Annotated in this window: 22 protein-coding genes and 1 pseudogene; 13 read left to right on the top strand and 10 right to left on the bottom strand. The window is 60.6% G+C overall.

Annotated elements, in window-relative coordinates; genetic code table 11:
* Positions 1-84: 84 nt before the first annotated feature.
* Positions 85-2,010 (bottom strand): ABC transporter substrate-binding protein, encoded by a 1,926-nt coding sequence (locus C3Y91_RS00405; protein ID WP_024322557.1) that lies wholly within the window; start codon positions 2,008-2,010, stop codon positions 85-87.
* A 192-nt stretch (positions 2,011-2,202) separates the two neighbouring features.
* Here C3Y91_RS00405 and C3Y91_RS00400 point away from each other — a divergent pair, with 192 nt between their 5' ends.
* Together C3Y91_RS00400 and C3Y91_RS00395 are read left to right on the top strand one after the other, a co-directional pair.
* A complete protein-coding gene (locus tag C3Y91_RS00400; RefSeq protein ID WP_027688890.1) occupies positions 2,203-3,210 on the top strand; it encodes a LacI family DNA-binding transcriptional regulator in 1,008 nt (335 codons plus the stop codon).
* Positions 3,211-3,280: 70 nt separating this feature from the next.
* Positions 3,281-4,639 (top strand): alpha-L-fucosidase, encoded by a 1,359-nt coding sequence (locus C3Y91_RS00395; protein WP_392397404.1) that lies wholly within the window; start codon positions 3,281-3,283, stop codon positions 4,637-4,639.
* 105 nt (positions 4,640-4,744) lie between these two features.
* On the opposite strand, the gene C3Y91_RS00390 is transcribed toward C3Y91_RS00395, so the two are convergent.
* Positions 4,745-5,485, bottom strand: a complete 741-nt coding sequence (locus C3Y91_RS00390) for a cation diffusion facilitator family transporter (RefSeq protein WP_024322560.1) — start codon at positions 5,483-5,485, stop codon at positions 4,745-4,747.
* Positions 5,486-5,956: 471 nt separating this feature from the next.
* The gene (locus tag C3Y91_RS00385) at positions 5,957-7,099 is read right to left on the bottom strand and encodes a M24 family metallopeptidase (RefSeq protein WP_024322561.1); all 1,143 of its coding nucleotides are present in this window, start codon (positions 7,097-7,099) and stop codon (positions 5,957-5,959) included.
* 122 nt (positions 7,100-7,221) lie between these two features.
* On the opposite strand from C3Y91_RS00385, the gene C3Y91_RS00380 reads away from it, so the two are divergent.
* Positions 7,222-8,520, top strand: a complete 1,299-nt coding sequence (locus C3Y91_RS00380) for an alpha/beta fold hydrolase (RefSeq protein ID WP_027688892.1) — start codon at positions 7,222-7,224, stop codon at positions 8,518-8,520.
* A 29-nt stretch (positions 8,521-8,549) separates the two neighbouring features.
* Here the strand turns inward: C3Y91_RS00380 and C3Y91_RS00375 are convergent, their stop codons facing one another.
* Positions 8,550-9,254, bottom strand: coding sequence for a GntR family transcriptional regulator (locus C3Y91_RS00375; protein WP_168574866.1), 705 nt, complete (start codon positions 9,252-9,254; stop codon positions 8,550-8,552).
* A 149-nt stretch (positions 9,255-9,403) separates the two neighbouring features.
* Between C3Y91_RS00375 and C3Y91_RS00370 the strand changes: the two genes are divergently transcribed.
* The gene (locus C3Y91_RS00370) at positions 9,404-10,315 is read left to right on the top strand and encodes a dihydrodipicolinate synthase family protein (protein ID WP_027688893.1); all 912 of its coding nucleotides are present in this window, start codon (positions 9,404-9,406) and stop codon (positions 10,313-10,315) included.
* A gap of 50 nt (positions 10,316-10,365) precedes the next feature.
* Here the strand turns inward: C3Y91_RS00370 and C3Y91_RS00365 are convergent, their stop codons facing one another.
* The 5 genes from C3Y91_RS00365 to C3Y91_RS00345 all read right to left on the bottom strand — a co-directional run bounded on the left by C3Y91_RS00365 (position 10,366) and on the right by C3Y91_RS00345 (position 16,569).
* On the bottom strand, positions 10,366-11,466 hold the full coding sequence (locus tag C3Y91_RS00365; RefSeq protein ID WP_168574865.1) for an ABC transporter ATP-binding protein: 1,101 nt from the start codon (positions 11,464-11,466) through the stop codon (positions 10,366-10,368).
* A gap of 9 nt (positions 11,467-11,475) precedes the next feature.
* Entirely contained in the window at positions 11,476-13,419 is a 1,944-nt protein-coding gene (locus C3Y91_RS00360) for a glycoside hydrolase family 127 protein (protein ID WP_027688895.1), read from the bottom strand.
* Positions 13,420-13,446: 27 nt separating this feature from the next.
* Entirely contained in the window at positions 13,447-14,316 is an 870-nt protein-coding gene (locus C3Y91_RS00355) for a carbohydrate ABC transporter permease (protein WP_027688896.1), read from the bottom strand.
* On the bottom strand, positions 14,316-15,239 hold the full coding sequence (locus C3Y91_RS00350) for a carbohydrate ABC transporter permease (protein ID WP_018483063.1): 924 nt from the start codon (positions 15,237-15,239) through the stop codon (positions 14,316-14,318). The genes C3Y91_RS00355 and C3Y91_RS00350 overlap by 1 nt, the downstream gene beginning before the upstream one ends.
* Positions 15,240-15,321: 82 nt before the next feature.
* Complete coding sequence (locus C3Y91_RS00345; RefSeq protein ID WP_027688897.1) at positions 15,322-16,569, bottom strand: ABC transporter substrate-binding protein; 1,248 nt, start codon at positions 16,567-16,569, stop codon at positions 15,322-15,324.
* A 179-nt stretch (positions 16,570-16,748) separates the two neighbouring features.
* Here C3Y91_RS00345 and C3Y91_RS00340 point away from each other — a divergent pair, with 179 nt between their 5' ends.
* On the top strand, positions 16,749-17,765 hold the full coding sequence (locus C3Y91_RS00340; RefSeq protein WP_130663051.1) for a LacI family DNA-binding transcriptional regulator: 1,017 nt from the start codon (positions 16,749-16,751) through the stop codon (positions 17,763-17,765).
* A 42-nt stretch (positions 17,766-17,807) separates the two neighbouring features.
* Here C3Y91_RS00340 and C3Y91_RS00335 read toward each other — a convergent pair whose 3' ends face one another.
* Positions 17,808-18,866 carry a LacI family DNA-binding transcriptional regulator gene (locus C3Y91_RS00335; protein ID WP_130674257.1) on the bottom strand — a complete coding sequence of 353 codons (1,059 nt, stop codon included), beginning with the start codon at positions 18,864-18,866 and terminating at the stop codon, positions 17,808-17,810.
* A 140-nt stretch (positions 18,867-19,006) separates the two neighbouring features.
* Here C3Y91_RS00335 and C3Y91_RS00330 point away from each other — a divergent pair, with 140 nt between their 5' ends.
* The 8 genes and pseudogenes from C3Y91_RS00330 to C3Y91_RS38340 form a co-directional block, all read left to right on the top strand.
* Positions 19,007-21,328, top strand: a complete 2,322-nt coding sequence (locus tag C3Y91_RS00330; protein WP_130663052.1) for a family 78 glycoside hydrolase catalytic domain — start codon at positions 19,007-19,009, stop codon at positions 21,326-21,328.
* A gap of 37 nt (positions 21,329-21,365) precedes the next feature.
* Positions 21,366-22,649: an ABC transporter substrate-binding protein gene (locus C3Y91_RS00325; RefSeq protein WP_027688901.1), complete on the top strand. Its 1,284-nt coding sequence runs from the start codon at positions 21,366-21,368 to the stop codon at positions 22,647-22,649.
* 66 nt (positions 22,650-22,715) lie between these two features.
* Entirely contained in the window at positions 22,716-23,594 is an 879-nt protein-coding gene (locus C3Y91_RS00320) for a carbohydrate ABC transporter permease (protein WP_018494017.1), read from the top strand.
* Complete coding sequence (locus tag C3Y91_RS00315; protein WP_018483069.1) at positions 23,591-24,418, top strand: carbohydrate ABC transporter permease; 828 nt, start codon at positions 23,591-23,593, stop codon at positions 24,416-24,418. Before C3Y91_RS00320 ends, C3Y91_RS00315 begins: the two co-directional genes overlap by 4 nt.
* 4 nt (positions 24,419-24,422) lie before the next feature.
* Positions 24,423-25,400: an ABC transporter ATP-binding protein gene (locus C3Y91_RS00310; RefSeq protein WP_027688902.1), complete on the top strand. Its 978-nt coding sequence runs from the start codon at positions 24,423-24,425 to the stop codon at positions 25,398-25,400.
* Between the two features lie 134 nt (positions 25,401-25,534).
* Complete coding sequence (locus C3Y91_RS00305; protein ID WP_027688903.1) at positions 25,535-25,783, top strand: FitA-like ribbon-helix-helix domain-containing protein; 249 nt, start codon at positions 25,535-25,537, stop codon at positions 25,781-25,783.
* The gene (locus tag C3Y91_RS00300) at positions 25,780-26,202 is read left to right on the top strand and encodes a type II toxin-antitoxin system VapC family toxin (protein WP_027688904.1); all 423 of its coding nucleotides are present in this window, start codon (positions 25,780-25,782) and stop codon (positions 26,200-26,202) included. Before C3Y91_RS00305 ends, C3Y91_RS00300 begins: the two co-directional genes overlap by 4 nt.
* 161 nt (positions 26,203-26,363) lie before the next feature.
* Positions 26,364-26,597 (top strand): annotated as a pseudogene (locus tag C3Y91_RS38340) (WGR domain-containing protein); the annotation flags it as partial.
* Positions 26,598-26,600: the final 3 nt, after the last annotated feature.

Raw genomic sequence — 26,600 nt, 5'->3', positions numbered from 1 at the left:
GGCGATCGCCGATCGGATGATTGGGACTGGGCTGGTGTTGATGGAGTGGCGCCCGTCGACGCCATCCCTGTCGGTCGCGTTCCGTTACTGCTGGTAGTAGAAGGTCTCGGGCTTTGCCGGTCCCGGTGTCATGTAGAACGATGTGCTCGGAATGACCTTCGGAACATTGCGCATATTGGTCTTGACGATGCCGACGCGATCCGGCTCCAGGTTGGTGCCGATGACGTAGAATTCGTCACGGGTGATCGCCAGCAACTCCTTCATCGCAGCCAACTGCTTTTCTAGTGTCGGCGCTTCCTGCACCTGCCGGTAAAGATCCATCTGCTTCTTGGCCGCGGGGCTCGGTTCTTCAGCGTTCGGATCCTTGGGGTTCTGGTAATAGAGGCCCCAGGCCGTTGCGAAGCTCGATTCATATTCGTGCGGGAAATACCATTTGGGATCGAGCAGGCCGAGGAAGTCGTAGCCACCGCCGCCAACCCATCCAAGGCCGTCATTCTCATTGTTCTGCAGCCGGGAGAAGATCAGCGAACGTTCGGCCGGGCGGGGCTGCATGTCGATGCCGACGGCCCGCCAGTAGCGCTGGATCATCTCGAGGGCGTCCACCTGGATCGGGCTTCCGGTCAAGGCGTCGATCGCAAAGGTAATCCGCTTGCCATCCTGACCGAGGCGATAGCCTTCGGCGTCATGTTTGGTAAGGCCCGCCTTATCGAGATACTGATTGGCGAGATCGACATTATATTCCAGATACTGCGTCGCCATCTTCTCGTCGTAGAGCGCGGTGCCTTCACGCGGCGCTGCCTGATAAGGCTTGGCCTGTCCGGCATAGATCAGCTGGTTGAGCTCTTCGCGGTTGATGGCGTAGCTGAGGCCGATGCGGAAATCCTTGTTGGAAAAGACAGCGCGCAAGGCCGGATTCTTGTGGGTCTGGTTGAGGGTGATCAGCAGGGCGTTCGACCACGCCGGCCGGGCGATGAACAGGCCGTAGCCGCCTTTCTCCTGGTTCTGCACGATCACCGTACGGGCGTCCGTCGTCTCGATGAAGCGGTTCTGCATGTCGATTTCGCCGCTGATCGCCTTTAGGATGATTGCCTGGGTGTCCTGCATCACATCGATGGTGATGCGATCGAAGTAAGGCAGCTGGTTTCCTGCGGTATCCACCTTGGCATAGTATGGATTGCGCTCGGCGACGACCTGGGTGGTGCCGTTATAGGGCGCGGTCAACACCCAGGCATCGAGCGTTGGACGGCCGAGATCGCGCCAGCGGCCGGGAAAGCCGATCTTGTTGTTGAAGAGCTGGACCCAGTCGGTTGCGCCGGCTGCCTTCACCAGGGCGTCGACGCCGTCGGGATTGAAATCCTTGTGGAATTGCTTGAGGTAGTGCGCCGGCGCGGCCGCCAGAATATCGGAGCCGCGAACGGTCGCCATGTTCATCAGGAACAGGCCGTTTGGCGCGGCAAACTTGAAGACGACCTTGTCGTCGGCGAGCTTTTCGACCTTGACGGTCTCCCCGCCCGCGGTCAGCCAGTCGGGTGCTGCAGGCGTGATCTTGGTGTTGCGCAGCACGTTCTCGTTCCACCACACCAGATCGTCCGCGGTAAAGGGCTCGCCATCCGACCAGCGCGTGCCTTCCCGCAAGGTGAACGTATACTCGGTGGCGTTGTCATTGACCTCGACGCTTTTGGCGAGATCGGGGATCACCTCGGTCCATTCCGGATTCCAGCGGACCAGTCTCGTATAGCCGATCGAACGCTCGATCTCGCTGTCGCCACCGCCAAAGGTGGCCGTGCGCCAGGTGCCGCCATAGGTACCGACCGATTCAAGCGGAGTGAGCACCAGCGGCTCCTTGGGCAAGCGCTTTTCGACCGGCGGCAGCTTGCCGGCATCGACCAGCGCCTTCAGTTCCGGCGACTCCTCAAAGCCGAATGCGGCACCGGCCCAGCCGGCACCCATGAGGATTGCCGCGGCAACGGTCGAGACAACCTGCCGTCTTAAGATTCTGACGTGTTGCATTCCTTCCTCCCAATATTCCGCTCTAGGTTATCGTTAACGTATTCTCCTCTTTCTCTAACGTTATCGTTACCGTTAAATCCTGTCAAAGAGATTCTCAACGCCTTACACTGGCCCGATGATCCTTGGCTTTCCTGGAAATTATGTTAGTTATCGTTATCGTGACTTCCTGCACCTTCTAAAGAGATAATCCAGTTGAGCCGCCCCAAAGAGCCAGAATCCAAAATAACCATCGCCGATGTCGCCCGCGCCGCAGGGGTGTCACCGATGACGGTATCGCGCGTGCTCAACGATCGGGGCGGAGCCAGTGCGGAGACCAGTCAACGGATTATTTTAGCGGCGAGCGAACTCAATTACCGGCCCAATCCCTTTGCGCGCGGATTGCGGTCCGATCGATCGAAGGCCATCGGCCTTCTCGTTCCCGACATCACCAATCCGTTCTTTCCCGAAGTCATCAGGGGAGCCGAGGATGCCGCAAGCGCTGCCGGCTACAACCTGCTTCTGTCGAATGTCGTCGAAAACAGCAAGCGGGAGGAAGAACTCATCGAAACGCTGCTGCGGCATCGGGTCGACGGGATCATCGTCTGCAGCCCGCGGCTGCCCGACGCCGCCCTGCACAAGGCGCTGGCGCCCCACCGCGCCGTGGTGCTCATCAACCGCGAGGCGCCCAACGAGGTCGCCGGGACGATTGTCACCGACTACGAGACAGGAGCCTCGCGTGCCATCGACCATCTGGTCGAGCGCGGGCGCCGCAAGATAGCGATCATTGCCGGGCCGCGCAGTTCGTTTGGCGGCAAGAGCCGTCTTGTCGGCTTTCGCAAGACGCTGTCGGCCCACGGGCTCAAGGCGCAAGGCATGGTTTATTGCGATCCCACCGCGGCAGGCGGGCAAACGGCGGCCGCGCAACTGCTGGCGGAGACGCCCGGCATCGATGCCCTTGTCTGCTACAACGACCTCAATGCGATCGGCGCCATGAAGGCCTGCCGGGCCGCCGGCGTTTCGATCCCCGGGCAAATCGCCCTGATCGGTTTCGACGATATTCCGACTGCCGAACTGCTGTCTCCGGCGCTCACCACCTTGCGGGTGCAAAAACGGGAAATGGGGGAGGAAGCCGTGCGTCTGCTGCTCAGCCGCATCGCCACCAGAAACCGCCAGCACGGCATCGTCATCGTGCCCGAGCTCATCGTCCGCGAAACGACCTGAACGCCCCGGAGCATGATGCCGAAAAGTGTGAGCGGTTTTCGGGACGACATCATGCTCCAACGCTTAAAGTTTGGAACAGGAGGAATATCCGATGGATATCAACAATCTGCAGTCACTGGCCCTGCCTGAGGAGAAGAAGGCCTGGTTCGTCCACGACCGCTTCGGCATGTTCGTGCACTGGGGGCTTTATGCGCTGCCGGCACGCCATGAATGGGTCAAGAGCCGCGAAGAACTGAACGACGCCGACTACCAGAAATATTTCGACCATTTCGATCCCGATCTCTACGACCCCAGTGAATGGGCCAGACGTGCGAAAGCTGCGGGCATGAAATATGTCGTACTGACGACCAAACACCATGAAGGCTTCTGCCTCTGGGACACCAAGGCGACCGACTTCAAGGTGACCAACACGCCTTATGGACGAGATCTGCTCGGTCCATTCGTCGACGCCTTCCGTGCAGAGGGACTGAGGATCGGATTCTACTATTCGCTGATCGACTGGCATCATCCCGACTTCACGGTCGATCCTCGCCACCCGCAGCGCAATCATCCCGATGCGCTGAAAATCAACGAAGGCCGGGACATGCACCGTTATGCCGCCTTCATGCGCGAGCAGGTCCGCGAACTCCTGACGGACTTCGGCCAGATCGACATCATGTGGTTCGATTTCAGCTATCCGCAATGGAAGCTCGGAGACCTGGTCGGAAAGGGCCATCAGGATTGGGAAAGCGAGAAACTCGTGCGCCTGGTGCGCGAACTCGCCCCCGACATCATCATCAACAATCGGCTCGATCTCGCCGGCCTGCAGCCTGACATCGTCACGCCGGAGCAATATATGCCGCGCGCCCGGCCGCTGCGCGATGGCAGGCGTGTCGTCTGGGAAGCGTGCCACACGCTCAGCGGTTCCTGGGGCTATCACCGCGACGAGGATACCTGGAAAAGCACGGAACAACTGGTGCAGATGCTGGTCGGCACCGTTGCCATGGGTGGTAATCTGCTGATGAATGTCGGGCCGACGGCGCGCGGCACGCTCGACCATCGCGCGATTGCGGCCCTTGCCGCTTATGAGGAGTGGATGGCGCTGCACGAGCGCAGCATCGTCGGCTGCACCCAGTCCGACTTCGCCGCTCCGGCCGATTGCCGCCTGACCCAGAATGGCGATCGTCTCTACATCCATCTCTTCAACTGGCCCTATCGCCATCTGCATTTCGATGCGTTGGCGGGGCAAGTCGAATATGCGCAATTCCTGCATGATGGCAGCGAAGTCACCTGGCTGCGCCCGTCCGCCAATACCTTGTGGGCAAACACCCAGTTCCCCGTCGGCGAGGATCAATTGACATTCGTCCTGCCGGTGCGCCGACCTCAGATCGTGGTCCCCGTCATCGAAGTTAAGCTCAAGGCAGGAAGCGCCCCGGCCATTCAGGATTAGAGGGCGGCGGATGATCGCGCAGGTGAGATAGATTGCCTGAGCGGGTGAGGCATGAGCCCGCTCAGAAGAGCGGCTCGGTCGGTCCCGCCAGATGCCGACAGTGACTTACGGATTGGCTTCGGTGGTTTCCACGAAGAGCTGGTTGAGTTGCTTCATCTCGAGTGCATGGGCGCGCTTTCTAATGACGGCTGCCTGTTTGAGCGTAGCAAGGTTGTCAGTTATGTCGATGAGATGAGCATCGGCGACGAGTATCTCCGCTTCGATCCTTCCCTGCTCTCTCAATTGCCAGACATCCCTGACGCGAAATTGAACCATTATCGTGCCGAAGAGCGCCACGAGTGCGGAGGTCGCCATTGGCAGCCATTGGGGGACAACCGGGCCATAGGCCGAAAACAACGAGGAGAGACCGCTCAAAACGATGATCCCCAATGTGAGAAAATTCCAGAGATATTGATTGAACTTGGAGGAGCGCGCATAGCCATTTCGATGCGTTCGAAGATCGCGCAAAGTCTGCATTTTGATCTCGACGGCGTCCGATGGAAGCATGCTTTCAACCGTCTCCTGCTCGATCTCCCGTCTTGCCGCCAAAATTACGTTGATGATAGCGATAATTATCCCGAAGGTAATCATGAACCAGGCGACGTAGCGCAAAGGGACGTCATCGAGAATGACGTTTGGAAAAAACTCAGGTTGAAAAAATTCAATTAAAGCGCCAAGCGATATCAAGAATACAGAAAAGACAACCACAACTATCGAAAGCATCGCCGCCATATTTCTATATCTGCCATTCAGTGTCATTTTCTGAAATCGAACCGAGTCATCCTCATCCTTTCTGAACAAGTCCATCATCCTATCCTCGAGACTATAGGTTTAACCACAGTCAACCTTGTACGACGCCAGAAAGCAAGTAACGTTTGCGACGAAATACTTGATGGATCGAATTGCAGACAACCGCGATCCGGTCGATATGTCCCATGGCGCGAAAACCAACCGTCATATCGCCCACGTTCAGGCTGGGGTAGCCTCCGCCTGTTGAATTCGGTCGCTTCAGGATAGGCTGATCGCTAGCGGTCGGCCGAGATCGCGGCGGATAGGACAGGGACCTATGGCAAGCGCTTCGTCGCCGCAATTGGGATGATGGACAGCGGCTGTTTGCTTTGCCGGGGGCCTTGACTTCGCCTTGCCATGTCTACCGGCAATTGCGGTTCTCCAGACCAGTAGAAGGCACCTGCTGCGCTGTTATGCGAGGTATTTTTGCCCAGCCTGACAGCCACTTGAAAACCGGCGCTGCCTGAGCGGACAGGAGATGGGGCCTGCTCAGGAGAATGGCTCGGTCGGTCCCGCCGCCGGATTGGTCAGCCAGCATGGTCCCTCGGCGGTCATGTACATATGGTCTTCCAGCCGGATCCCGAATTTCCCGGGGAAGACGATCATCGGTTCGTTGGAAAAACACATGCCGGCGGCAAGCGGCGTATCGTTGCCGCGAACGATGTAGGGTTCCTCATGGATCTCGAGCCCGAGGCCATGACCGGCGCGATGCGGCAAACCTGGCAGGCGATAGTTGGGGCCGAGGGAGTGTTTGGCAAGCACCTTGCGGGCCGCATCGTCGAGGCTCGAGCAGGTGGCGCCGATCCGGGCCGCGTCGAAGACGGCCTGTTGCGCCTCGCGCTCGATCCACCAGGCCCGTTCGAACGCGCTTTCGCCGCCCTCCAGCATATAGGTCCTGGTGATATCGGAATGATAACCGTCGATCCGGCAGCCGGTATCGATGAGAATGACGTCGTCGCGACCAAGGACCTGATCGCCGTCGGCGCCATGCGGAAGCGAGGTCGCCGCGCCGAAGGAGACGATGCAGAATGTCGAGCCGGCATCGGCGCCGGCCTGGCGATGCTGCCGGTCGATGAAATCGACCACCTCGGATGATTTGATGCCCGGCTTCAAAAGCCCATGCGCTTGCCTGTGGACGTCAAGCGTCAGGTCCATCGCATACTGAATGAGGGCAATCTCCGCGGCCGATTTGATGCAACGCAGGTCGCGGATCAGCCGCCCGCCATCGGCAAGCCTCGCCGCGCCCATGTCCGCTGCCAATGCATGATAGAAGAAAAGCGGCAAACCATCGTCGAGGGCAAGTCTGCCGCCATGGGCAACAAGGCTGGCGATGAGAGCGGCGCTGCTCTCCTCCTCTTCCCAGACCAGGATTTCCCCCGGCAGATGCGGCAGCGTTTCGACGCGGCTGCGCTCGAACCCTGGAACGATGTAGGAAATGGTCGCGGGCGTGACGAGCGCGCCGAGGAACCTCTCGCTCGGATGCCAGACCAGCCCCGTGAAGTAATGCAGGCTTTCGGTCGGCCCAAGAAGCACGCCAGCCAATCCTTCTGCTTCGATCATTTTGCGAAGCCTGGCGAGGCGGTTCTGCCGTTCGTCCTCAGTGATGCGGGGTACCCTATGCTGCCATGACATGTTGTTTTCCTGCTTTTCCTGCGCTTCCAGATCGATGAAGGCCTCGCCTTGCAGCCAAGATCTTGAACCGACACTAATGCCGCTGTAGGCAATATGTCGACATGAAAAATGTGGAGATGACGATGGCGGTCGAATACACCATACCGGGCATGCTGATACGCGATCATATGGTCGACGTTCCCCTGGATTGGTCGAAGCCGGAGGGGGAGACGATCCGGGTTTTCGCGCGCGAAGTATGCGATCCCGCCCGCCGTCGCGAGACACTGCCGTTGCTGGCTTTCCTCCAAGGCGGTCCTGGCGGAAAATCGCCGCGGCCGAGCAATGGCGGGCCGCCATGGCTTGCCGAGGCCCTGAAGACGCACCGCGTTATCCTGATCGACCAGCGCGGCACCGGGCGCAGCAGCCGGATAGAAAGTGCGGCGATGGAGCACTTTGCCGACGGCAGGGCCGCAGCCGACTATCTCAGCCTCTTTCGCGCCGACAGCATCGTTGCCGATTGCGAACATCTGAGGAAAACCATCTTCGGCGGCGGGCGCTGGCAAACGCTTGGCCAGAGCTATGGCGGCTTCCTGACACTCACCTATCTCTCGAAGGCGCCGGAGGGACTTTCCGCCTGTTATGTCACCGGCGGCCTTGCCGGCCTTGGGGCGACGGCCGATGATGTCTATCGGCGCACCTACCCGCGCGTTGCCGAAAAGAACGCCGCCTATTACCGCCGCTACCCCGGGGATGCCGAACGCATCGGCCGGATCGCCGACTATATCGAGACCAATGAGGTGCGGCTGCCCGATGGCGATCGCCTCTCCGTTCGCCGCTTTCAGACCATCGGCATCGATTTCGGCATGGCGCCGGGTTACGAGAACATCCATTGGCTGGTCGACGAGGCCTTCTCCGGTCCCAATGAAGACCGTCTCTCCGATTGCTTCCTCGCGTCGGTGATGTCGCTGACCTCCTATGACGACAATCCGCTCTTCGCCGTTTTGCAGGAAAGCATTTACGGCCAGGCCGGGACGCCGACTGCCTGGGCGGCCGAACGCATCCGCGCCGAGCATCCGGCCTTTGCCGGCGACCGGCGGCCGCTGCTGTTGACGGGGGAGATGATGTATCCCTGGATGTTCGAGGAAATTCGCTCGCTCAGGGCCTTCAGGGCGGGTGTCGAGGCGCTGGCCACGCATGAGCGCTATGCCCCGCTCTATGCTCCGGCACGTCTCGCGGCAAACGAGGTGCCGGTCGCCGCCGTCATCTATCATGACGATATGTATGTCGATGCCGGGCTTTCGCTCGAAACAGCACGCCACGTCGCCAACGTGCAGGCGTGGGTGACCAACGAATTCGAGCACGACGGTGTTCGTCAATCGGCGGCTGTCCTGCGCAGGCTGATGACCTTGGTCAGAGAGCAGGGCGGCCCCCTCGCCTCCTGAGGCCCGAGCGGTTCATTGCTCTCGTCGCATCAGGACATGCTGATCGCCACCGGCCGATCCAGGTCGCGGGCGATATATTCCTGGATCTGGCGGACGATCTGCCCGGCGTGGGCGATCGCCAGCCGGTCGGCCCGCTCGACGTCACCGGCCTCGATCGCGGCGATGATCTCCTCGTGTTCGTCGACATACTGGCGCGGCAGACGGTCGTCGAACGTCGAGTAGTAAAGGCGCAGGATACGGCGGCCCTCGTCGAGCAGCCTGGCGAAGAAGGCCGTGTAATAGGAATTGCCGGCAAGTTCGGCGATCGCGACATGAAATTCGCGGTTCGCCTCGATCATCGCATAGGCATCGCGCGCGGCAACGGCATCGGCGAAGTCCTTCTGATGCCGACGGGCGGTCTTCATGATCTCGCCGTTGCGCCGTTGCGCCGCGCCGCGGGTCGTCACCCGGTACATCAGCGTCAGCGCTTCGAAATAGGTGGGCAGGCTTGCGAAATCGATGGTCGCGACAATGGTGTTCCTGTTCGGCAGCGTCGTGACAAGCCCGTCGGCGGCGAGCCGCAACAGTGCCTCGCGAATGGGAGTCCGCGACATCCGGAAACGTTCCGACAGCCGCACCTCGTCGAGCGGACTGCCGGGTTCCAGCGCCATCGACAGGATTTCCCGCCTGAGCGTCACATAGACGCTCTGCGTGCCAGAGCCGCGCACCCGCACATTTTCCGCGTCGTTCCGCATTCGTCCGCCCTCTTTCGTTAGAGCCTTGTATTTCGTTTCGGCCGATTCTCGCAATGTCGGTCTTCGGGGCCTCAAATTTGTAAGCTCACATCATTGAATCTTGTCGACAGTTTGTATATAAGGCAACCAGTTTCAACGAGGCTCGATCAATGACCACAGGATGGAAGGGCGTATTTCCCGCCGTAACGACACAGTTCAACGATGATCTTTCCGTTGATTTGCCCTCGACCCAGCGCGTCCAGGACGCGCTTGTAAACGATGGCGTCAACGGGCTGATCGTCATGGGCACATGCGGCGAGAACAATTCGCTGGACCCCGAGGAGAAGCGCACGATCCTGAAGGCCACCGTCGAGGTCGTCAACGGCCGCGTTCCCGTGGTGACGGGCGTGTCCGAATTCGACACGCGCCGTGCCGTCGCCTATGCTCGCGACGCCGAAACGCTCGGCGCCGACGGCCTGATGCTGCTGCCGGCCATGGTCTATGTGCCGAAGCCCGAAGAGCTGATTGCACATTTCCGCACCGTCGCCGAAGCGACCTCGCTGCCGATCATGCTCTACAACAACCCGCCGGCCTACCGCGTCAATATCGGCGCCGATGTGCTGAAGGTGCTTGCCGACGTGCCGAACATCAAGGCGGTCAAGGAAAGTGCGCCGGATCCGCGTCGCTTCACCGATCTCATCAATGAATTCGGCGATCGTTTCGATATCTTCGCCGGTCTCGACGACGTCGCGCTCGAAGGCCTGATGCTCGGCGCCAAGGGCTGGGTCTCCGGGCTGACCAGCGCCTTCCCGGAGGAATCCGTGCAGCTCGTTGCCGCCGCCGAACGCGGCGACTGGGAAGAGGCCCGCAAGATCTATCGCTGGTTCATGCCGCTTCTGCATCTCGATGCCGAGCATGACCTCGTGCAGTCGATCAAGCTCGCCGAGCAGATCATGGGCCGCGGCTCCGAGCGCGTCCGCCTGCCGCGCCTGCCGCTTTCGGGTGCCCGCCGCGCCGAAGTCACAGCCATGGTCGAGAAGGCCGCTGCCACGCGTCCTTCGAAGATCCGCCAGGCTGCGTGATCAACGAGGCCGGCGACCCCGCGGTTGCCGGCCTTTTGCGTGTTTGCGGTTCAGGCAAGCGCCAGCGACCGGCCGGTCTCCGGATCGAACAGATGCATCTGGTTCATGTTGAGCGAGAGCGGCATCGTCGACATCGGCCTGGGCCCGCTCTCGGGATCGATGCAGGCGCAAAGACTTGCCTCGCCGATGCCGAAATAGACCATGGTCTCCGGCCCGAGTGGTTCCACAAGATCGATCTTCGCTTCGATGTCGGCATAACTAGGACGGGCCTGGCGCTCGGTGATCGATTCCGGCCTGATCCCGAAGACGACTGATTTTCCGGCATGGCTGGCATAATCGCTGGCGCGCGCTTCCGGCACGGCAAGCTCGCTGCCGTCAGTCAGCTTGATGACGAGGCCCTTCTCTCCTGATAGCAGCGTCGCGGACAGGAAATTCATCGACGGTGAGCCGATGAAGCCGGCGACGAACTGGCTGACGGGCCGATGATAGAGCGCCTGCGGCGGTCCCGCCTGTTCGATGATGCCACCATTCATCACCACGACACGATCCGCCATGGTCATCGCCTCGACCTGGTCGTGCGTCACGTAGACGGTCGTCGTCGGCAACAGCTGATGCAGCCGTTTGATCTCCGTGCGCATCTGTACGCGAAGCTTGGCATCGAGGTTGGACAACGGCTCGTCGAAGAGAAAGACTTTCGGGTTGCGCACGATCGCGCGCCCCATCGCGACGCGCTGACGCTGGCCGCCCGAAAGCTGGCCCGGACGCCGGCCGAGCAACTCGCTGATATGCAGGGTTTCCGCCGCCCTGATGATACGCGCGTCGATCTCGCTCTTGGCGAGCTTCTGCTGCTCCAGGCAGAACGAAATATTCTCCCGCACCGTCATGTGCGGATAGAGCGCGTAGTTTTGAAAGACCATGGCGATATCGCGTTTTCCCGGGCCGAGCCGGTTGACGACCTGGTCGCCGATGACGATTTCACCGCCGGTAATGTGTTCGAGACCCGCAATCATACGCAATGTCGTCGATTTTCCGCATCCCGACGGGCCCACGAAAACGACGAATTCATTGTCTTCGATGTCAAGGCTGATGCCGCGCACGGCCTCGTAGATGCCATAGGATTTGACGATGCTCTTGAGTTCCAGCCGTGCCATGGTTTTCTCCTAGACCTCCTGCAACCAGATCGCCATCGCTCCGGGCTCGCGATTGGCCCAGAGGTGATAGGGGATCGCCGTGAAGGGCCGCTCCTTCAGCGAGGGAGGTGCGGTGCGATAGAGCGCATTCTGCCAATCGGCTATATCGGCTTCGAGCGCGGTGCCTTCGAGGACGGTCGCTCCGCCGAGAAGCGCGGCATCGTAACGGGCAGAAATTTTCTCAGATGCCGGCAGGCGGAGCCGCTGCGGCTCGCCGCCAAGGTCCGTCTCCTCGATGCAATAGACGACAGGCCCGCGCCGCAGCGCGACGCGTCCGCCGTCTTCGGAGACGGCAGGATGTGCGTAGATGCGCTCGACCGGCATCGAGAAGCCGATGCGGACCTCGTCACCATTGCGCCATTCTCTTGATATTGCGGCATAACCCTTCGTCACGCATTGATCGAGATCGACGGCAACGCCGTTGACCGAGATCTGCGCCTGCCTGCACCATCCAGGGATGCGAAGACGAAGCTGAAACCGGCTTGGCCTCTCGACGGCGAACCGCAGGCTGATGTCGCCATCCCAGGGATATTGCGTCTCCTGGATCAGGCGCACGAAGCTGTCGCCGACTGTCAGCTCGGCGGAATTGGTGCCGTAGAGATGGACGGCGAGCTCATGCTCACCCGTGGAATAGAAATATTGGCCGAGCGACGTGATGAAACGGGCAATGTTGGTCGGGCAGCAGGGGCAGTAATGCCATTTCCACCGGCGGTGCTGCCCGTGGCTTTCAAGGACGTTCTCATAGAAATAATGTTCGCCGTCGCGCGAGATGCCGGAAAGCGCGCCGTTGTAGAGCACCGTTTCCAGCCTGTCGGTGAACTTGCCGTCGAGATCGACCTGCGCCATGCGATGGCTCCAGAAGCCGAGCGCGACGGCTGCGCATGTCTCGGCATAGGCCGTCTCGTTCGGCAGGTCGAATTCCCGGGTGAACCCTTCATTGGATGCCGATGGGCCAAGGCCGCCGGTCACGTAGAGCTGGCGGCTGACCAGATTGTCGAACAGACGGTCGCAGGCCTCCTTCAATGTCGGATCGTCGTTCTCACGGGAGAGATCCGCCATCGCAGAAAACAGGTACATGGCGCGAACCGCGTGTCCGACGACCTGGTGCTGGTCGCGCACCGGCATATGGGCCTGGCTATAGGCATATGTCTTGTAGACGTAATCATCGGGGCTCTCGCCGCGCTTGCGAGCCTCCTCGTCGTAATATGAGGGCATCCGGCCACGTTCGTCGACGAAATAGGTCGCAAGCTTCAGATGCCGCGGATCGCGCGTCACGCGGTAGAGCTTGACCAGCGCCAGCTCGATTTCCTCATGGGCATCGTAACCCCTGAGCTTTCCAGGCTCCGCACCGAAGGTGGCGATGATATGGTCGACTGCGCGGATCATCACATCGAGGAAACGGCGCTTTCCCGTCGCCTCGTAGTAGGCAACGGCCCCTTCCAGCAAGTGGCCCATCGAATACATCTCGTGCAGGTCGCGCAGATTGGTCCAGCGCCTGTCCGGCTCGCGGCGAATGAACCAGCTGTTGAGGTAGCCATCCGCCATCTGCCCTTTTTCGAGCTTCTCGACGATGGCGTCGATCTTCGCCGCGAGCGCGGCATCGGGATGGGCCTTCAGCGTATAACTTGCGGCCTCGATCCATTTGCCGAAATCGGAATCGAAGAAATGCTGCATCGACAGTCCGCTCGGCTGGATCGGGCGCACCAGCGGCGCGGCCGGCTTGTCAAAATCGAGCACCTCGAGGAAGCCCTCCTCTTCCAGCCGCATGTGCTGCGTCGGGATGGTGACGTTGCGGACCGTCTCCGTCCAGCTCTGCCAGAAGCCGCCATCGAATACGACACCGGAATGGTCGGCAGGCCTGTATCGCTGCCGTCCCGCAGCGCGTGCCGGTTGAAAGCGAGGTGAGCTGGTCATGAGGACTCCTGAGCGGGACGAGCGCTGTTACTTCACGGCGCCGGCCGTCAGGCCGCGCACGTAATATCGTTGCAAGAGAAGGAAAAGCAGGATGCAGGGGACCATGGTCACGGCGATGCCGGCCTGAAGCGCGCCCCAGTCGATGATGCCATAGATGCCCGACGAAACATTCACCAGCATGATCGGCAGCGTGAACTTGTTCTGGTCGGACAGAAAGATGAGGGCGGCGAGGAATTCGTTCCAGGAATTCAGGAAGGCGAACATCGCAACGGTGGCGACACCGGGAAGCGCGATCGGCAGCATGATCCGGCGCAGGATCGTCGCCTGCGAGGCGCCATCTATCCGCGCCGCCTCGATCAGCGCCTTCGGCACCGCGTCGAAGGCGTTGCGCATCATGAAGACGGAAAAAGGAAGCTGGAAGGTCACGTAGATCAGCACCAGCCCGAAAAGGCTGTTTTGCAGGCGGAAGACTTTCAGGATCAGGAAAAGCGGCGTCAGGATCGACTGGAACGGGATCATCATCGTTGCCATGATCAGCACGAAGAGCAGCGACTGGCCGGGAAAGCGGAATTTCGAAAAACCGTATCCCGCCGGCACCGAGACGAGCACCGTCAGGACCACCGTTCCGGCGGCGATCAGCACCGAATTGCCGGCATAGACGTACCAGCCGGCGCCGACATGCTCGAGGCGGCGGTAGTTTTCAAGCGAGAAGGCTTTCGAGAAGAGCGCTGCCGGATCGGCAAGTGCTGCGGCCGCGGGCTTGAAGGAATTGGCGAAGGACCAGACGATCGGCATCACGAAGAAGATGGCAAAGACGCATGCCGTCAGGACGAAAGCGAGATAACCGAGCCGCTCGCTCACCGGCTTCGCTGCGAGACTGTGGTTGAGCCGTTCCATCAACCCTCCTCCGGCCGCTGGCGCAGCAGGACGAACTGGATCGCGCTGATCGCCACCAGCACGACGAGCAGGGCAAAGGAGATCGCCGAACCGTAGCCGAGACGGTAGGATGAGAACGAGGCGAGATAGATCGAGAAGACCGCGGAGATCGTGCTGTTCTCAGGGCCGCCCTGGGTGATGATGAAGAACTGGTCGAAGGCCAGCATCGATGAAGTGACGTTGAGGACGAGCGCCAGCACCACCGAGTTCCTCATCAAAGGCAGCGTGATCCGGCGAAACCGGCTCCAGACGCTGGCGCCGTCGATCCTGGCGGCTTCGATGACGTCGTTCGATATGCTCTGAAGGCCGGTCAGGAGGATGATCATCGTGAAGCCCGCTGTTTTCCAGACGACCATCAGGATGACGACGCCGAGTGCTGGCCAGAAACTTTCGAGCGGCCTCGGCGCGCTGTCGATGATACCCGCGCCGCGCAACAGCTGCGCAAAGACGCCGCTATCGGGATTGAGCAGCCACATCCACAATGTCGAAGCCGCCCCGAAGCCGATGACGACGGGCATGAAATAGATCGTGCGGAAAAAGCCGGCGATCCGCAGCGGCCGGTCGACGAGCAGCGCCAGGGGAAAGGCCACCAGGAAGATCGCAGCCGTGACGAGCACCGTGTAGAGCAGCGTGAAACCCAGGGAATGCCAGAGCTGGGTGTCGCTGATCAGTTCGGCATAGTTCGAAAGACCGATGAACTTCGTCCGGCCGAGAAGCGGCCAGTTGTAGAAGCTCATCCAGACCGTCATGACAAGCGGCACGAGGAAGAGCACGACGATGAACAGCAAGCCCGGCAGGATGAAGGCAAGACCAAGCCATCCCTTCGGCTCGGGTTCTCCGGTTGCGACTGCGCGCCTCCGGTTGCGAAGTGTCGAGGATATCACCGCAACTCCTCCTTCCGTTTGAATGTCGAGACGTGAACGGACGGCAGGGTATCCACTAATACCCTGCCGAAGCCCATCGGGCTCAGTTTGGATTGGTGCGTTCGAGGATGCGGGTGAAGTCGGCCTGCGTCTTGGCGATCGTTCCGTCGACGTCGTCGCCGAAGATCGTGCCCTGGATCAGATTGAGGAAGGGACCGGTGCGGCTGACGAAGAGTTCATCGGACGAAAAAGTGTAGGGCGTGCGCGCCTTGGCGAGGATATCGTAGGCAACGAGATTGCGCGGGTCGAATTTCGCATAGGCTTCAGCGGCGAGGTCGGTGCGCGACGGCATGCCCGATTCCTGGGTGATGTAGACCTGCTGCTCGGGCTGCATGTAGAAATTGACGAAGTCGAGCGCGACCTTCTTCTTCTCGTCGCTGATGCCCTTTATCAGGGACAGCGTGTCGCCGCCGGCAAAGCTCGATGCACCACCCTTCGGCCCCGGAATCGGCGCAACGGCGAACGTCACGTCGGGATATTTGCTGGTCAGCAGATTGACGATGTAGGAGCCGGTCATCAGGATGCCGACCTTGCCCGAGGCGAAGGCCTCGACGGCATTGTTGCCGTTGCCGGAACGCGAGGTCGGATGGATCGCACCGGCCTTCCACATATCGCGATAGGCGGCGATGGTCTCGCGCAACGCCGGCGTATCGACGGTAGCACTGCGGCCGTCATCGCTCAGCACGTCGGCATTGGCGGCCCAGAGATGCGGCAGGAAATCGTAGATCAGCCAGCTTCCCGAATTCGCCACGAAATAGAAGCCGTAGGTCTCGTTGCCGAGCGCGGTGATCTTCTTGGCATCGGCGGCGATCTCTTCCATCGATGCCGGCGCCTTGTTGGGGTCGAGGCCGGCCTTGGTGAAGAGATCGGTATTGTAGGCGATGATCGAGGCATCCGGCAAGGCCGGCACGCCGTAGATCTTGCCGTCATAGGTGGCAAGACGGATGTGGGACGGGCTCATCGCCGAGGAATAAGGCAGGCCCTTCACGAAGTCGGAGATATCCTCGAGACCATCCGCCGCGGCAAAGGTCGGGAGATAGATCAGGTCGAGCACGGCGCCATCAGGAGCCGCGCTGCCGGCAATCGCCGCGCCCAGCTTCGGCACCATCTGCTCTGCCGTGATCTGGGTAACGTTGACCTTGTCGGAGTGCGATGCGTTGTATTTGTCGGCCAGTCCCTGAAGGACGGCGCCGGAGGACGTGCGCACCCATAGGGTGATTTCTTCGGCGCTGGCGAGAGAAGAGCTTGCCAGCAGCGCAAGAGCAGTGATCGTTGTTTTCAGTCGAAGCATGCTTGTTCCCCTTTTTCTCGTTCAGGCCTCAGGCCTTCGGACGAAACGGACGTTAGATCAGAATTTTTTTGGTGTCGACAGTCTGTGTGCATAAATCTGGCGTGCGATTGATAAAACCTTTTAACAGCACGATTTTTTCTGCTAAAAGCTTTTAGCATGAACTGAAGACGAGGCGTGACTTGAAGAATACCGGTGATCGGAGACGGACGATCTACGACGTGGCGAAGGCTGCGGGCGTCAGCATTTCGACGGCGTCGAACGCGCTGAACGGCACCGGCCGGACGAATGCGGAGACGCGCGAACGGGTCCGGCGCGTGGCAGAAGAGATCGGGTTTCGGCCCAATGCACTCGCCCGTGGGTTGCTAAGCAAGCGAAGCCATGCGATCGGCATGCTGACCAACGACACCTATGGCAGACTGACGCTGCCGATGGCGGCCGGGGTGTCGGAAGTGCTGGTCGATCACGGCGTTTCCGTCTTCCTCTGCGCCACGAACAATGATCCAAGGCTCGCCCAGCTGCACCTGGAGGCGCTGCTCGACAGGCAGGTCGACGGCATTATATTCACCGCGACGCGCCTTGACCTCGAGCCGCCGGTCCAGCTGTCCCGCTTGCCGATACCCGTCGTCTACGTCTTTGCCGAGGGACCGGCCGACAGCGTCACTTTCTTTCCCGACGACGAACAGGGCGCGCGCCTCGCCGTCGACCATCTCAAGGAACTGGGCCGGTCGCGGATCCTGCACATCACCGGTCCGCGGGATTACCTGGCCGCTCGCATTCGCGCCCAATCCTATCTCGACGCCTGCGGCGACGGTGCCGAAGCGATGTTCGGCGAGTGGTCGGAGGAATGGGGTCACGAAGCCGTCCAGACGGTCTTTGCCCGGCCCGGCCCAAAGCCCGACGCCATCTTCTGCGGCAGTGACGAGATCGCCCGCGGCGTCATCGACGCGCTGCGCGACCTCAATGTGGAGATTCCCACGGATGTCGCCGTGGTCGGGTTCGACAATTGGGAGGTCGTCGCACGGCAGACGCGCCCGCCGCTGACCACCATCGACATGGAGTTGAAGGAACTCGGCCATCGCGCCGGCCTGGCAATTCTCAGCCTCTCCAAAGGTGAACCGGTCCCTGCCGGCATCACCAGATTGCCGTGTCGCCTGGTCGTGCGCCAGTCGTGCGGCAGCCCCCTTCAATCCGACTGAAAACGACAGCAAGCAACACAGGCAAGCCGGCCGTCGTCGCTATTATCTGTCGGTGGAATTGCCGGAACGTTTCAGGCTGTTGCGGCTGACCAGCGACGGTATCTGGAAAATATGCTCGGAAGCGGTGCGGCCTTCTATTCTGGAAATGAGGGCCCGGGTAGCGATCTGGCCGAGCTCCCTCCCCGACTGGTCGATGCTTGCGAGATTGACGAGGCCGAGTGCTGCGGTCGACGAATTGTCGTAACCGATGACGGCGAGGTCTTCGGGCACGCGCACCCCCATCTCCATAGCCAGGCTCAAAAGGGTGATCGCGTCGAGATCGCTCCAGCAGAACACGGCGCGCGGCCTGTCCTTCCTCGATAGGAACTTTCGCATCGCCTCTTCCCGCTTTGGCGAAGCAATGGGAATTTTGCCGATCGCTGGCGAGGAGCCAAGGCCGCCACGCTGCATCGCCCGGCGGAACCCGATCTCACGCTGGCGGACGACGGAGACCGCGTGCCCCTGGCGCTCGCCAAGGCTGAGCATTTCGATGTCGCGATAGCCGCAGGCCAGAAGCGCTTCCACGGCGATCTCGGCGCCGCGCTGATCGTCGGCATTGACGGTATCGAAGGCCGTGGCGCTGGCATCGTGGTAACCGACCGCGACGATCGGTATCTGGACGGCGAACTTTGCCAGGATCTCCGAGGGCAACCGCGGCGCAACGAGGATAAGGCCGTCCATCTTGTAGTCGATCATCGATTCGATCAACGACGTCTCCAGCTGCACGCGCGCATCGCTGACGCCGATCATCGCCTGGTAGTGCGAAGGCGCCAGCACCCCGTTTACGCCGGCAATCACCTCCGGAAGGAAAGGATTGCGGATATCGATCAGGAGCACGCCGATCGTAAAACTCCGGCCACGCAGCCCTCGTGCTGCCCGCGAGGGGCGATAGGCGAGTGCCTCGATGGCATCGGTCACCCTTGCGCGCAGCGCATCACTGACGCCGTAGGCATTTCGCATCACCTTGGAAACCGCTGCGACCGATACGCCTGCGTGAGTTGCCACGGTCCGGATCGTCACGCGATCGTTTCGTTGCGGCTTTTGTTTTTCTTCGATTGACATGAAATCTCTGGCTTGCTGCGGGTCGTCAACATCGCCCGCAGAACCACCATGGCAGACTGGCAACGAAAATTCTATTGCGCTTCCGAATAAAATGTAGAACGTTATATGGAGAACGTTCTACAACTTGCCGGGAGGACTTGATGAACTTTCAGCCGGCAGCCATCAGCGGCAACCTCGTTTCGCGTACCTGGTCCGGGGATATGATCGCGCCACTATCGGATGGCGGTCAGGGAACGGCCGCAAGCTTCGTCTCCCAAACTTTCGAACATGATGGCGCCAAGCTTCCCGTCGAGCTCTTCATCTCCGCACTTGGCCTCTATCGCTGCTTCATCAATGGCGTTCGTGTCGGCGGCGACCTGTTGACCCCAGGTTGGACGAACTACGACGATCGCCTTGCCTATCAGCGATACGACGTCTCGAACCTGCTCAAGCCGGGCCTCAACCGGATCGAGATCTGGCTTGCCGACGGATGGTACCGGTCGCCTTTGATGTGGGGCGCCGAGGCGATCCCGAATTGCTGGGGCGACAGGATCGGCGCCATTGCGGACCTGATCGGACCGGATGGCACCGTTCTTTCCACCGACACCACATGGCGAAGCGGCCTTCTGCCGGTCCTGAAGTCGGGGATCTACTTCGGCGAAATCTATGATGCCCGCCAGGAAAACTACTTGGAGAGCCACGGCACCGAAAGATTGCCCTTCGACAAGGAGCTGCTCGTCGCGCATGAAACGGCTGCGGTGCGCGAGTTGCGGCCACTCGCCGCTGTGGAAACCTGGACCGACGATGAGGGCAGGACGGTCTATGATTTCGGCCAGAATTCCGGCGGCTATGTCAGATATACGGTCCGGGGCACTGCCGGCGCTGAAGTCCGGGTGGAGCATTCGGAAGTTCTCGGCCCCGACCGTCATTTCGACAATCGCAACTATCGCACGGCCACCGCGCACACCGTCTACACGCTCCGGGGAGACGGCGACGAGACCTACGCACCGCATTTCACCTTCCACGGCTTCCGCTATGCCCGGGTAACGATCAAGGGCGATGCGAAGATCCTTGCAATCGCGTCCATCCCGATCTCGTCGGTGCCCGAGCCCGCCGGCGGTTTCACCTCGGGCAATGCACTGGTCAATCGCCTCGTCGAAAATACCATCTGGTCGCAGCGCGCCAATTTCGTCGAAGTACCGACCGATTGCCCGCAACGAGACGAGCGCTTGGGCTGGACGGGCGACGCCCAGGTATTTGCCGCAACCGCATGCTGGCTGAGCGACAGCCAATCCTTCCTGAGGAAGTATCTGCGGGATGTGATGGCCGATCAGCGCGAGGATGGCGCCGTCTCACATTTTTCGCCGGATCCGACGCGTCTGCATCCGGCCAATTTCCCGGGCTATGCCGGCTCGACCGGCTGGGGCGACGCGATCGTCGTGATCCCCTGGGTACTCTACACGCACTACGGCGACCGGGCCGTCCTGTCGGAGTGCCTGGATTCCATGGTGCGCTGGGTCGATTTCGTCTGGTCGATCTCGGATGGTCCGCTCGTGCGTCCGCCCTCGCATTGGGGCGCCCGAGGCTTCACCTTCGGCGACTGGCTGCAGCCGGTCGGTGACAACCGAAAGCCTCGTCCGACGATCGCCGATGATTGCGCGGCCACGCTCTACCACTTCATCTCGACCGACCTTGTGGCAAGAATCGCTGCCACTCTCGGCGAGCATGCGCTTGAAGAGAAGATGAAACAGCGTGCAAACGAGATCCGGCGGGCATTCACCAACGAGTTCATCACGCCGGCGGGACGGCTCGCGCATAATGACCAGACGTCCTATGCGCTCGCCTTCCTACACGACCTGATACCGGCGGAGCACACGCAGGCCGCACAGCAGCATTTCCGGCAGGTGATCATCGATGCAGACTACAAGATCGGCACCGGCTTCATCGGCACGCCCGCCCTGCTACCGGCGCTGACGAAGCTCGGCATGGACGATCTGGCCGAAAAGGTCTTCCTGCAGGAGGATGTGCCGGGCTGGCTCTACCAGGTCTCGAAGGGAGCGACGACGATCTGGGAGCGCTGGGATTCCATGGCGCCTGACGGCACCATCTACGAACCCGACATGAACAGCTATAACCACTATGCCTATGGCGCCGTCTGCCAATGGCTGTTCGAAAGCGTCGCCGGAATTTCGCCGAGCCCGAGCGCACCCGGATTTGCCGAGGTCATTGTCGATCCGGCGCCGATTCCGTCCCTTTCGCCGGTTTCGGCTTATCATGATATCAGCCAGGGGCGCATCGAGGCTGGCTGGCAGTGCGACGGCAACAAAGTCACCTACGTGCTGACACTTCCGGAAGGTTGCATCGGCCGGTTCCGGCCCGGAAAACGGCATCAAAACCCGTCGCTCAACGGACAACCTGTCGTCGCGGAAGCCATTTTTCCCTCCGGGACGCACCAGCTGGTCTTTTCCCTACCCGATTCTTGAGGAGCATACACGTCACACCGTTCAGAGGAGGAACGTCATGACACATCGGATAAAACTCATTCTTGCGGGCGCGTCCGCGCTTTTGGCACTGGTCGCGGCCGGTCCGTCGCATGCAGAAACTACGCTGTCATTCCTGATCGACAACAACCCGGACACGGTCGCGGCGGCCGAGGCACTGGTTGCCGCCTATCAGGCAAAGGCACCCGACGTGACGATTGAAATCGAGCCGCGGGCCGGTGGCGGCGAAGGCGACAACATCATCAAGACGCGACTGGCGACGGGAGAGATGTCCGATGTGTTTCTCTACAATTCCGGCTCGCTGCTACAGGCGCTGAAGCCGACACAGACGCTTGTCGATCTGAGCGATCTCTCGTCGCAAGCCAAGGTCGACGACGGTTTCAAATCGGTCGTCCGTGCCGATGGCAAGCTCTACGGCGTTCCCTTCGGCACGGCGATGGCGGGCGGTATCCTCTACAACAGGAAAATCTACCAGGAGCTTGGCCTGTCCGTCCCGAAGACATGGGCGGACTTCATGGCGAACAACGCGAAGGTCAAAGCTGCCGGAAAGGTCGCCGTGGGGCAGACCTATCGCGATACCTGGACCTCGCAGCTGTTCGTTCTGGCTGACTATTACAACCTGCACGCGGCCGTGCCGAACTTCGCCGCAGACTATACCGCCAACAAGGCAAAATACGCCGAGACGCCTGCCGCCCTGAAGGGCTTCGAACGGCTGAAGGACGTTCACGACGCCGGTCTGATGAACGACGATTTCGGCGCGGCAAGCTACGACGATGGCCTGAGAATGGTGGCAACCGGCGAGGCAGCGCATTATCCGATGCTGAGCTTCGCGGTCGGCGCGCTCAAACAGAATTATCCCGAAAACCTCAACGATGTCGGCTTTTTCGCGCAGCCGAGCGACGACGCCGCAACCAACGGCTTGACGGTCTGGATGCCGCCAGCCCTTTACATTCCCTTGACCAGCCAGCACGCCGAGGAAGCGCGGAAATTCGTCGATTTCGCCGGAAGCGTCGAGGCCTGCAAGATCATGGTGGAAACCAATGCCGTTCAGGGGCCTTCCCTGATCGACGGCTGCGACCTGCCAGCCGACGTGCCGCCTGCGATAAAGGACATGCTCCCCTATTTCGAGGCCAAGGACAAGACGACCCCGGCGCTGGAATTCGTTTCGCCGATCAAGGGACCGGCTCTCGAGCAGATCACCGTCGAAGTCGGTTCCGGCATTCGCCAGCCGGCCGACGCGGCAAAGCTCTATGACGACGACGTGCGCAAGCAGGCCAAGCAACTCGGTCTGCCCAACTGGTAGCGGTCTTTCGGGTCAGTTAACCTCGCTCCTGAAGGGGCGAGGTTCCACCCGATCGAAGAGGTAGTCATGACAGAGACAAGGCCCCGCTCGCGCAAATCGCCCTACCCGCTGTGGTTTTTCATTCCGGCCGCCATCATCTACGGCGTGCTGTTTCTGTTTCCGACGATATCCTCTCTCTGGTTCAGCCTGACGCGCTGGGATCTTTCGACCGCCGAATTCATCGGGCTTGAAAACTTTCAGCAGTTCTTTTCCGAACCCTTCCTGGTCAAGGGACTGCTCAACACGCTGATCTATGCCGTGACGACATCCGGCCTGAAGACGGTCTGCGGGTTGCTGCTTGCAGTGCTCCTGACCAGCAATATCTTCGCCCGCGGCTTCCTGCGCACGCTGGTCTTCTTTCCCGTCCTGGTCTCGACGATCGGCATCGGCATCACCTTCACGGTGATGATGCATCCGACCAGGGGCATCATCAATGTCACGCTCGAGACGCTCGGCATTCCAGGACCTGGATGGCTCACCAATCCGGCGCTGGCGCTTTTTTCGGTGGCTTTGGTCGATGTCTGGAAGGGTGTCGGCCTCGCCACATTGATCTTCATCGCCGGGCTTGCCGCGATCAGCCCCGATTATTATGAGGCCGCAAGGATTGACGGGGCCACGCGTCTCCAGCAATTTTTCCGGATCACCCTGCCGCTCGTGCGTCCCGCCACCGTCATCGTGGTGACATTGTCGCTGATCGGCGGGCTTCGATCCTTCGATCTGATATGGGCCATGACCCGCGGCGGGCCTGGTTTCTCTTCCGACGTGATCGCCTCGGTCATCTATAAACAGTACCAGGCGGGTTTCTACGGTCTGTCGACGGCCGGAAACGTCATCCTGTTCGCGCTGATCGCCGTAATCATCCTGCCATTCACCCTGTGGTTCAACCGGCGCGAGGTCGAGGAATGAGAAGCGTCCGCCCTTACGTGACCGGCGCGATAGCCCTTGCGGTGGCGGCCGTCATCTTCGTCATGCCCTTTGTTTTCGTCGCTCTCCAGGCGGTCAAATCGAAATCCGAAGCCTCTCGCCTTGATTTCGAATTGCCCGAGCAGTGGCTGTTCTGGGATAATCTGATCGCCGTCTTCAAGGCGCGCGACTACCAGCTCGCGCTCGCCTATTTCAACTCCACGCTGATCACCGTGGTCTCCGTCACGATCCTGATCCTGCTGTCGGCAATGGTCGGATATGTCATGCAGCGCCGCAAGACCGTCTGGAACAGGGTGGCCTCCATTGCCCTGTTCATGGGCCTGATGATGCCGCCGGCCGTGGTGCCCACCATCGGCCTCTTGCAGGAGATCGGTCTCTTCAAGACCATGACCGGGATGATCCTGATCCAGGTCGCCTATAATCTCTCGTTTTCGACCTTGCTCTACCGCTCGTTCATTTCGACCATACCACGCGACCTCGACGAGGCGGCGCTGATCGATGGCGCCAAGCCCCGGCAGATTTTCTTCAGAGTGATCCTGCCGCTGCTGAAACCGGTGACCGTCACCAACATCGTCGTGCAGTCGATCGCGATCTTCAACGATTTTACCAACCCGCTCTACTACCTTCCCGGCAAGGAGAACGTGACCGTGCAGCTGACGCTCTATAATTTCCAGAGCATGTATACGAGCCAGTACAATCTCCTCTTCATGAATATCCTCCTGGTGACGATCCCACCGCTGGTCGTCTTCATCTTCTTCAACCGGCAGATCGTCGCCGGCATGACATCAGGCGCAGTAAAAGGGTAACCGAATGGCTGAGCTCACTCTCAAGCAAGTTCGCAAGAGTTTTGGCGCCCTTGAAGTCATCAAGGGGATCGACCTGGAGGTTGCCTCCGGCGAATTTGTGGTTTTCGTCGGCCCGTCTGGATGCGGAAAGTCGACGCTGCTGCGCATCATCGCCGGCCTGGAAGAAACAACCTCGGGCGCGCTGACCATCGGCGGCAAGGACGTGACCTATGCCGAACCCTCCGAGCGCGGCATTGCCATGGTGTTCCAGAGCTACGCGCTCTACCCGCATATGACCGTTGCCGAGAATATCGGCTTCGGCCTTTCGCTCGCCCGCCGCCCAAAGGCGGAAATCGCCGCCAAGGTCGCGGCGACGGCTGAAACGCTGCAGCTCACCCAGTTGCTGGAGAGAAAGCCGAAAGCACTCTCCGGCGGCCAGAGGCAGCGCGTCGCCATCGGCCGCGCGATCATCCGCGATCCCAAGGTCTTCCTGTTCGACGAGCCGCTCTCCAATCTCGACGCTTCGCTCCGCGCCCAGATGCGCCTTGAGATCGCCGATCTCCACGCCCGCCTGAAATCGACGATGATCTATGTCACCCACGACCAGGTCGAAGCCATGACGATGGCAGACAAGATCGTCGTCCTGAACGGCGGCGCGGTCGAGCAGATCGGCAGTCCGATGGAGCTCTACCGCAATCCCGCGACACCCTTCGTCGCCGGCTTCATCGGCAGCCCGAAGATGAACCTCTATGGCGGCGAGACCGCGCGGCGAATGAACTGCACGACCTACGGCATTCGCCCGGAACATATCAGGCTTTCGGAAGGGGCCGGGCAATGGCAGGGCAGGATCCGGCATGTGGAGCGGCTTGGCGCCGACGCGATCCTCTACCTCGACATCCCCGAACTCGGCGAGATGGTCGTGCGCGCCGAAGGCGAGACGCCGTTTGCGCCTGGTATGACGGTCTGGGCAAATCCGGTCGAAGGAGTGGAACATCGGTTCTGAGGACGGCGAGCGCGCCATCGTCTCGGCGCTCGATTCTGCCGGCGCACCGCGTTTGCGACACCGCTATCTTCACGCCAACCTTGAAAATCTCCAATCAATGATTAATATGCAATCATTGATGAACGGAGATAGAGATGGCAAGCATGACGATCCGCAATCTCGATGACGGGCTAAAGCAGCGGCTGCGCATGAGGGCAGCAACGCATGGCCGCTCCATGGAGGACGAAGCGCGGGATATCCTGCGCGCGGCGCTTGCGACCAGCGAACCACCGGCGCGCAATCTCGCAGATGCGATCCGCGCGCGCCTGCTGTCGGTTGGCGGCGTCGAGCTCGACATCCCGCCCCGCGAGCCGATCCGCGATCCCCCGGACTTCACCGCGTGATCATTCTCGATACCAACGTCATCTCAGAGCTGCTGACGCCTGCACCGAATGCGGCGGTGGTCGGTTGGTTCGCCGCACAACATCCTACATCGATCTTCACGACAGCAGTCACCGAGGCCGAGATCCTCTACGGACTGCGTCTCCTTCCCGATGGACGTCGTCGACGCGATCTTCAGGCGGCGATCTTGTTGATATTTAGCGAGGATATTGGCGGTCGCGTTCTGCCGTTTGATCGCGACGCTTCAAATGTCTATGCCACTATCGTCACCGACCGCCGCAAAGCCGGTCGACCGATCAGTCAATTCGATGCTCAGATTGCTGCCATCGCCATTTCACGGGGCGCTTCACTCGCGACACGCAATGTCTCGGATTTTGCGGGAATGGACCTCCAGATCGTCAATCCGTGGAAAGACAGATAAAAGCGCGGAACCGCCAGCGCATCCTGAGCTTTGAGCTGATCACCGCGCCGTAATGTCCGGCAGTTCCAAGCAGTGAAACATCACGCAATGGAATCGCTGCCGCTCGATCGATTCAGCATATTCATTGGACGCATCGGCCGCCGTACGGGGATTCTTGCGGCATGACCCAGGCGACCCATCCGACATTGCTTTTTCATCTAGATCCGGCGCGAAACATGGCGCGCTTCTATCTTCTGGCCGTCGAACCGACCCTGTTCGGCGGCAGCTCGCTCACGCGTTGCTGGGGACGCATGGGGACGAAGGGACAGATGAAGATCGACCTGTTCGACACGGCGGTCGAAGCCAGGGAAGCATCCCGGACGCTGCTGCACGGCAAGCTCAAACGCGGATATCGGCGA

This window comes from Rhizobium ruizarguesonis (genome assembly GCF_012349115.1).
Taxonomy (GTDB): Bacteria; Pseudomonadota; Alphaproteobacteria; order Rhizobiales; family Rhizobiaceae; genus Rhizobium; species Rhizobium ruizarguesonis.
The sequence above is the reverse complement of the archived record's forward strand: the minus strand, read 5'-3'. Positions and strand labels throughout refer to the sequence as shown.

Coding starts and splice junctions, on each gene's coding strand:
- C3Y91_RS00335 (WP_130674257.1), bottom strand. CDS start 18,866: ATGTCAATCGAAGAAAAACAAAAGCCGCAACGAAACGATCGCGTGACG.
- C3Y91_RS00310 (WP_027688902.1), top strand. CDS start 24,423: ATGGCTGAGCTCACTCTCAAGCAAGTTCGCAAGAGTTTTGGCGCCCTT.
- C3Y91_RS00355 (WP_027688896.1), bottom strand. CDS start 14,316: ATGGAACGGCTCAACCACAGTCTCGCAGCGAAGCCGGTGAGCGAGCGG.
- C3Y91_RS00365 (WP_168574865.1), bottom strand. CDS start 11,466: ATGGCACGGCTGGAACTCAAGAGCATCGTCAAATCCTATGGCATCTAC.
- C3Y91_RS00325 (WP_027688901.1), top strand. CDS start 21,366: ATGACACATCGGATAAAACTCATTCTTGCGGGCGCGTCCGCGCTTTTG.
- C3Y91_RS00370 (WP_027688893.1), top strand. CDS start 9,404: ATGACCACAGGATGGAAGGGCGTATTTCCCGCCGTAACGACACAGTTC.
- C3Y91_RS00305 (WP_027688903.1), top strand. CDS start 25,535: ATGGCAAGCATGACGATCCGCAATCTCGATGACGGGCTAAAGCAGCGG.
- C3Y91_RS00345 (WP_027688897.1), bottom strand. CDS start 16,569: ATGCTTCGACTGAAAACAACGATCACTGCTCTTGCGCTGCTGGCAAGC.
- C3Y91_RS00390 (WP_024322560.1), bottom strand. CDS start 5,485: ATGGACTTGTTCAGAAAGGATGAGGATGACTCGGTTCGATTTCAGAAA.
- C3Y91_RS00405 (WP_024322557.1), bottom strand. CDS start 2,010: ATGCAACACGTCAGAATCTTAAGACGGCAGGTTGTCTCGACCGTTGCC.
- C3Y91_RS00375 (WP_168574866.1), bottom strand. CDS start 9,254: ATGCGGAACGACGCGGAAAATGTGCGGGTGCGCGGCTCTGGCACGCAG.
- C3Y91_RS00320 (WP_018494017.1), top strand. CDS start 22,716: ATGACAGAGACAAGGCCCCGCTCGCGCAAATCGCCCTACCCGCTGTGG.
- C3Y91_RS00315 (WP_018483069.1), top strand. CDS start 23,591: ATGAGAAGCGTCCGCCCTTACGTGACCGGCGCGATAGCCCTTGCGGTG.
- C3Y91_RS00330 (WP_130663052.1), top strand. CDS start 19,007: ATGAACTTTCAGCCGGCAGCCATCAGCGGCAACCTCGTTTCGCGTACC.
- C3Y91_RS00385 (WP_024322561.1), bottom strand. CDS start 7,099: ATGTCATGGCAGCATAGGGTACCCCGCATCACTGAGGACGAACGGCAG.
- C3Y91_RS00360 (WP_027688895.1), bottom strand. CDS start 13,419: ATGACCAGCTCACCTCGCTTTCAACCGGCACGCGCTGCGGGACGGCAG.
- C3Y91_RS00380 (WP_027688892.1), top strand. CDS start 7,222: ATGGCGGTCGAATACACCATACCGGGCATGCTGATACGCGATCATATG.